The 6158-nt window shown below is 34.2% G+C and carries 8 protein-coding genes; 7 read left to right on the top strand and 1 reads right to left on the bottom strand.

What is annotated here, in order from left to right:
- Positions 1-533: 533 nt before the first annotated feature.
- Positions 534-1178 (bottom strand): hypothetical protein, encoded by a 645-nt coding sequence (locus FTU50_RS14795; RefSeq protein WP_104488281.1) that lies wholly within the window; start codon positions 1176-1178, stop codon positions 534-536.
- A 75-nt stretch (positions 1179-1253) separates the two neighbouring features.
- Between FTU50_RS14795 and FTU50_RS14790 the strand changes: the two genes are divergently transcribed.
- The 7 genes from FTU50_RS14790 (at position 1254) to FTU50_RS14760 (ending at position 5494) form a co-directional block, all read left to right on the top strand.
- A complete protein-coding gene (locus FTU50_RS14790) occupies positions 1254-1619 on the top strand; it encodes a hypothetical protein (protein ID WP_104488279.1) in 366 nt (121 codons plus the stop codon).
- Position 1620: 1 nt separating this feature from the next.
- Positions 1621-3018, top strand: a complete 1398-nt coding sequence (locus FTU50_RS14785; protein WP_180069854.1) for a hypothetical protein — start codon at positions 1621-1623, stop codon at positions 3016-3018.
- A 2-nt stretch (positions 3019-3020) separates the two neighbouring features.
- The gene (locus FTU50_RS14780) at positions 3021-3440 is read left to right on the top strand and encodes a hypothetical protein (RefSeq protein ID WP_104488275.1); all 420 of its coding nucleotides are present in this window, start codon (positions 3021-3023) and stop codon (positions 3438-3440) included.
- Positions 3441-3543: 103 nt separating this feature from the next.
- Positions 3544-3792: a hypothetical protein gene (locus FTU50_RS14775; protein ID WP_257222860.1), complete on the top strand. Its 249-nt coding sequence runs from the start codon at positions 3544-3546 to the stop codon at positions 3790-3792.
- Positions 3792-4229 (top strand): hypothetical protein, encoded by a 438-nt coding sequence (locus tag FTU50_RS14770; RefSeq protein WP_180047464.1) that lies wholly within the window; start codon positions 3792-3794, stop codon positions 4227-4229. Before FTU50_RS14775 ends, FTU50_RS14770 begins: the two co-directional genes overlap by 1 nt.
- Before the next feature lie 67 nt (positions 4230-4296).
- Positions 4297-4584 carry a hypothetical protein gene (locus FTU50_RS14765; RefSeq protein WP_257222861.1) on the top strand — a complete coding sequence of 96 codons (288 nt, stop codon included), beginning with the start codon at positions 4297-4299 and terminating at the stop codon, positions 4582-4584.
- Between the two features lie 619 nt (positions 4585-5203).
- A complete protein-coding gene (locus tag FTU50_RS14760) occupies positions 5204-5494 on the top strand; it encodes a hypothetical protein (protein ID WP_257222862.1) in 291 nt (96 codons plus the stop codon).
- Positions 5495-6158 lie beyond the last annotated feature (664 nt).

The raw sequence follows: 6158 nt of genomic DNA, 5'->3' as shown, positions 1-6158 counted from the left end.
TTCGCAAGAGATGCGATGGATGTCTGGTGATTTGTAGTCATAAATTTTAGTCCCCACTTGTTTTTAAGTGGGGACTAAATTAAGGCTTATAGGATGAATTCATAAGGTGTGTTCAGCGGACGCTTACTAATCTTTTTCAGATTCAATCAATAATTGAACCGCTCTTTCTCTGATTTCAGGGGTATATTTTGGTTTTGTCATCGGGACACTACGCTTCGCTACGTCTTGCGAAGCAATGCTTCTCATCTCAGAATATTGACTCTCCGACAAACCCGGTACGGTTCAAACTGTCTTTAAATCCATAAATAGCTGTCCACTTAAATTTTAGTGGACACTATCGCGGTATTAATGAGTTAGAAAAAGTGGGGCTCAGCGGACGCTTACTGACAAGATTTATTTTATAACTACGTGTAATAAAGAAAATTATTTTGATCTGTCACATTTGTCACAGTAAAAAATAGAATTAAATGACATCACCATGAAGTGGCATTATGACTGGACAATGGGAATTGGCTTACTCTCATTCAATAAAATTATATTGCTAATGCCGTATGTGTATTGGCAATATGTCCATATATATAGGTCTCTTTGTTTTGAAAGTACACATCAAAACAAGGACTCATTAAATTATCCTTATGGGCTTGAATCTTAAAAATTTGACACAAATGATTCAAATAATGATTGATCCAGTCATTCTGATTTTCAAATGAAGAAAATGGTCTAAGATTGGCATATAAATCTTGCAGATTCGCAACGATAGCCGAAATATCAGGATTGAAGAAAGATAATATAATCTCGTTGGTTTCAAATTTCTTTGCGATGTATTCACCATGCTCATCAGGCTGTATTGATGTAAGTTGCGCACCTGTTTCGGTATATTCAGAATAGGTCAATTTTGAGTTTTGAATATGGAAATGATGTGCTTCTAACTCTCGCATCATTCTTGATATTTTTAGGCACTTTGGCAGGTCTTCAAGATTGGATTTGGATAATTTAATAAAGAACTCAACTGCACGATCTAAAACAGTTTTTTCCCCTGTGCCAGCAATGATGCCATCCTTCCAAAAATAGAGCTTATCTGAATCATCCGAGAGGAATTCATAATCTTCGGTTGCTTCACGTTTATCAGCAGCAACGATAATACTATCTTCTAATTGGATTGAGATGATAAACGTCATACGAGAAAGTTAATGCTCTGATTGGGATTTTATTGTATTCTCACGACCATTATTGTCAAATTAAAAGGACATAAAGTGGCTGGTGGCTCTCAAATAATTATTAATAAAGAAGGAATTACTTTTATTACCCCTGCAAAATTCGAAGCAAAAGCAGGGCAGCATTTGTTTAAGAATGGAGCGAAAGTTTCAACTCAACTTCCGACCTTGCCTGTCGCTAACCAACCTTATATTCTTCAATATTTAGTGAAAGCGAAAGACAATATTCCACTTGCAAATAAGCCTTATTTTATTATTGATCAAGCAGGTAATTTGCAGAAAGGCGTAACCAATGCCGAAGGTTTAATGAAACTGAATACAACACCATCAGCTCAAGATCTTGTGACTCATGTGATGGCGAGTGAAATCGAAGAAGCACAAGAAGTCGGTGGAGAAGAAGAATAACATGGCAACGTACTATTCACGATTACAGTTTAAAGTAAATCCACCTTTGCAATATAAAGACTTTTCCTTCCAGTTTTTAGTTGTTAACAGAGAACTAGGCAAGACAATTTTCAAAGACGAAGGAAACTTCGATGAAAAAGGATTTGGTAAATGGTTTCATATCTATCAACCGAATCGACTGTTGATGTATAAAATCAAATATCGGGGCGAGGTCATTAAAACGCTTACCGCCAAAGCCTATCCTGAACCCAATAAATGGAGTTTTTTTGAGTTTAAAACGACAGTCAGAAAAACAGAAAACGTTAAAGAAAATATACAAGAAATACGAATCAATGACGGTGAGGTTGCGTGGTATTTGGTTAAAAAGTCTGAACCTGTGATGACTTGGGCGCAACGAGTATTTAAAAAGCCATTGACGGAAAAAGATTGGGGAATTTTAAAAGCGAACAATCCACATTTGACTAATTTGGTCTCAATGGGTGTTTTGCAGCCTGGGCAGGTGGTAATTATCTCAAATTCAACCACAGCGAAGGAATTACCCGAATATAAAAAGCAAGCACAGCAGGCACATCAAAATTTAGAGCAAATGAAAAAGGATAAAGATTTTGATGCGGTGTTTTTCGCACAAAACTATGAATTTTTCTACGATGCATTATTGAGAGAAAACGCCAAGATTATTAATAAAAATATCTTTGAAGAAAATGACCATCCCCTAACGATTAAATTTAATAAGCAAGAAGAAGATGGATTTTTTGAGCACAAGATGGCGGTTGATGCTTCTTTATCATTGGTTGAGGGACAAGCGCATCGGGTTTACAGATTACATGGTGAACTCGCTCTAAAGTATGCCGAAGAACAAGCCAAAGGCTCAGGGTTAGCAAACCCTAAAAATTTTACCCAGTTCAAACAGAAGTATGCAAACTTGTATAGGGAGTTAGATAACGAAGGAACTAAGAAATTCTTGCGTTGGGATCAGTCGATTAAAACTACCAATATGCGCCGTATGTTGAAGCAATCGGCATTGGTTAGAGACAATAACTTTAAAGGCGGACTCAAAGAATACGCCAAAGAAATGGGTAAAATCGGTAAGTTTGCGACACAATTAAAAATAGCTGGTTATGTGTCTATTGGTGCGGATGTTGTGAGTTCAAGCGTAAAAGTGTATGAAGCTGCACCTGAGGATAAAGCAAGAACAACGGTTGTTGAGACTGCTAAAGTTACCGCAGGCATTGGTGCTGGATTAGTGGTAAGTGCTATTGTTGTTGGTCTTGCAACTGGTGGAACTGGACTTATAGTCATTGGGATTGTAGCGTTAACGGGAGCTGGAGCATCTAAAGCTTTTGGTGATATTAGTGGGGATGTTGCTGGTGGATTGTATGACATTGTGGCTGATAAATAACAATGGATAAACTTATTTTAGTATTTCAAAAAATGCCTATGGGGGCACTAGCATTCTTTTTCCTTATAGCGATGTTTTTACTATACTTTGTTATGTATGTATATGTTTGTTTAAATTTGAGAGGGATTTGCAGGATTGCTTTTGGTAATGAAAGAAAGTACAAAGCACCATTAGAGCCTTTTGATTTTATATACATTAGCTTTATACCTACTACTTTTTGGAGGGAGCTGTTGCATTTAAAGAAAGGGATAAAGTTTAAAAGTCTTTATAGAAAAGATTTCTTCCTAAAAATGAATCAAGAGCAGTTAAAGAGCTTACTAACAAGCTTCCCAGTTTTTTTTATTTTACAATATGTGATTCTGTTTTCTGGAATTTTATTTATGTCACTAATGTTGGCGTCATATTATTTTGAACTAGGTTAAATAATTGTGTTAAAAGCCGAGATCGATAATTACATCTCGGCTTTTTATTAAGTTTTATGACTATGTGTTTATCGCTACGTATGTCGTGAGTTCAAGCATAAAAGTGTATGAAGCTGCACCTGAAGATAAAGCAAGAACAACAGTGGTTGAGACAGCAAAGCTAGGAACTGGAATTGTTGCTGGCACATTTACAGCAGCATTAATTGTCGGTTTGGCTACAGGTGGCACAGGATTAATTGTTATTGGAATTGTAGCAGTATCGGCTGCACTTGCTACAAAAAGTGCATCAGAACTTACAGGATATGTTGTAGGTGAAGCCTATGACTATGTGGATGAAGCTAGGAATAAATAATGTTGGGAATTTTATTGTCCATGTTTGAAGATAGACCAGGTTTATTTATTAGTTTAATAGGTCTTTTTTTCTTTGTCTTACTATGGTTTTTTTTAATAAGTCTCTATATTTATACCAATATTTATTTAAAAGGAATTTGTAAAATAGTATATAAGGATGAGAAGAGATTTAAAAGATTAATGGAACCCTTTGATTTTTTTTATTTGAGTATCTTACCCAGTGCATATTTGAAAGAGATATTAAATATAAAATTTAATACATCATTTAAAGCCTACTATGGGAATAATGTATATTACAAAATAGGTGACTCTCAGTTAACAGAGTTGTTGAGAAATTATCCAATGTTCTTTTATCTTCATTACTCTTTCATGTTGTCAGGTTTTCTCGGTATATGTCTTCTATTTTTGGGTGTAGGATTAGAGAAGTATATTTTTTAAATAAATTTTAGCGATCTATTGAAAACCGAGTTAATATCTCGGTTTTTTTCTTAAAATAGCAGGTTATGTGTCTATTGCTACGGATATTGTAGGTTCGAGCATAAAAGTGTATGAAGCTGCACCAGAGGATAAAGCAAGAACAACAGTTGTTGAGACTGCTAAAGTTGGTGCTGGTATTGGTTTTGGAATTTATGCAAGTTATTTAATTGTCGGATTTGCGACAGGTGGAACAGGATTAATTGTTATTGGTATTGTTGCTGCTGGAGCTGCTATTGCCGCTAAAGGTACATCTGAGATTGTTGGATGGGGTGCAGGAACGGCTTATGATGTTATTGAAGAAAATGTGAGCAAATAAGTATGGAAATTATACTAATTTTATTTAAAAAAATTCCATTCATAACGTTGGGGCTTTTATTTTTTATTTTGCTGTGGGTATTTTTCATAAGCCTTTATATCTATACCAATATTTATCTAAAAGGAATTTGCCAAATTTTATATAAGAATGAGAAACGATTTACAAGATTGATGGAACCATTTGATTTCTTTCATTTGAGTATGTTGCCCAGTGCCTATTGGAGAGAATTATCAAATATAAAGTTTAATACTTCTTTTAAAACCTACTATGGGAATAATTTATATCAAAAAATAGGTGATTCCCAGTTAAAGGAAATGTTGAAAAAGTATCCTGTATTTTTTTATCTACATTACTTGGTTATAGTGTCAGGTATTTTAGGTACTTTATTTATGCTTTATGCATACATTCATGCACATTATTTTTAAAAAGATTTGAAACTCTATCAAAAACTAAAACCGAGTGGCTTTGTTGCATAAATATGTAAGCATCTGATTTAAATAAATTTAATTTTGGATCAAAAAACAATCAAAACTTTTAAAATCATATAGTTATGAAATCTTTGTGCAACACAGCCAAACCGAGTTAATGTCTCGGTTTTTTTCTTAAAATAGCAGGCTATGTGTCTATTGCTACGGATATTGTAGGTTCGAGCATAAAAGTGTATGAAGCTGCACTAGAGGATAAAGCAAGAACGACAGTTGTTGAGACAGTGAAGTTAGGAACTGGAATTGTTGCTAGTACATTTACAGCAGCTTTAATTGTTGGTTTGGCTACAGGTGGAACAGGATTAATTGTTATTGGTATTGTTGCTGCTGGAGCTGCTATTGCCGCTAAAGGTACATCTGAGATTGCAGGTCACTATGCTGGTAAATCATACGATTTAGTTGAAAAAGTTATGGAAAATAAATGATAGAGTTTATTATTAAGTTATATAAAACTGAACCTACAACATTTATCGGAATGGTCGGGCTTTTATTCTTTATTTTATTGTGGATCTTCTTCATAAGTCTTTATATCTATACCAATATTTATCTAAAAGGAATTTGTAAAATTATATATAAGGATGAGAGAAAATTTAAAAGACTAATGGAACCATTTGATTTCTTTTATTTGAGTATGTTTCCCAGTGCTTACTGGAGAGAAATATCAAATATAAAATTTAATACCTCATTTAAAGCTTTTTATGGGAATGATAGATATCACAAAATAGCTGATTCACAGCTAAAAGAAATGTTGAAAAATTATCCCTTATTCTTTTATTTACATTATTTGGTTATTGTGTCAGGTATTTCAGGTACATTCCTCCTATTTTTTGCATACTTTTTAGAACAGTATCTTTAAAATTTAGAGTTCTATTGAAAACCGAGCTTAATGTCTCGGTTTTTTTCTGGAATGTGGCAGGTGAGCCTACAAACATAGTGAATGAAAAATAATTGCTAAAATATGCTGTGTGATTCATAGAGATCGTTTCAATTTAGCGATCTCTAAATCCATCTTGTAATTGGCGTGTTGAATCCGTTCATTGGATGGGTTGTATTGCTTCTGGACCTCATCAGAGAAAGGGGTTTCTTCAC

Source organism: Acinetobacter sp. YH12112, assembly GCF_013418945.1.
In the GTDB taxonomy this organism is placed as follows: Bacteria; Pseudomonadota; Gammaproteobacteria; order Pseudomonadales; family Moraxellaceae; genus Acinetobacter; species Acinetobacter indicus.
The sequence above is the reverse complement of the archived record's forward strand: the minus strand, read 5'-3'. Positions and strand labels throughout refer to the sequence as shown.